Annotated in this window: 1 protein-coding gene; it reads right to left on the bottom strand. The window is 40.4% G+C overall.

Annotation, left to right across the window (positions count from 1 at the left end; genetic code table 11):
• Positions 1 to 984, bottom strand: a 984-nt coding sequence (locus AC4PRO_RS18170) for a hypothetical protein (protein WP_492118397.1), incomplete at both ends; no start/stop codon positions are given.

The following is a 984-nucleotide window of genomic DNA, read 5'->3' as shown; positions in this document are numbered from 1 at the left end:
GGTGTTACTAATGTTGGTGAAGCATTCATAACAAAGGTAGAACCTGTTCCTGTTTGAGAAGCTACAGCAGTTGCATTTCCAATACTTGTTATTGGACCTGCTAAGTTAGCATTAGTACTATTTGCAGCAGAAACAAAGGCTGTAGTTGCAATTTGAGTTGTATTGGTAAGTGCAGCTGCAGTTGGCGCATTTGGTGACCCAGTTAATGTTGCTGAATCAGACATAACCACACTACCAGTTCCTGTAATTGGATTAGATACTAGCCCTTTATTCGTGTCAGAGAACACAGGTAAAGAAACCGTTAATGTTGAAAGTATAGGTTGTGCACTTAGTGTCGTTACTCCTGTTACTCCAAGAGTTCCTCCAATAGTGGTATTTCCTGTCAAAGTGGAAGTTCCGCTTACATTTAAAGCAGTCAATGTTCCAACGGTAGTAATAAGCACTTGTGATGCGTCCAAAATACGCCCTCCTAGATTAGTCGCAGATACTGTGGTTGCTGATACAGTGGTTGCAGATACATTGGTTGCAGATATAGCACTTGCCGTAACTGTTCCAGTAAGTACTGGTGAATTTGCTCTTACCACATCGCCAGAACCAGTAGTATTAAATTCTTCTACTGTTCCTGTACCTGATGATACTCTTCCTAGTACTTTACCACTAGTAACCCCTTGAATCTTACTATAAGTTACATTAGCATCTTTAATCTTAGTAGTTTCTATGGCGTCGTTTGCTAAATCACCAACTAGGATCGTCCCTTCGGCAATCATAGCTGTCAGAACTTTGCTGCCTCCAATAGTTGAAACACCACCATTATCTATTGTTACATCTCCTGTCATAGTAATCTCTGTCGCTTGATTACTAATGTTTCCTACGTAGATTTTACCGTTCGCTAGGGTATTGATATTTGCAATTGCATCCGCATTTACTTTCGCTTGCGCATCCAATTTATTATCAGCATCATTTAAAGCAGTAGCTCCAGCGATG

Source organism: Flavobacterium sp. DW-iso2 (genome assembly GCF_058725285.1).
The sequence above is the reverse complement of the archived record's forward strand: the minus strand, read 5'-3'. Positions and strand labels throughout refer to the sequence as shown.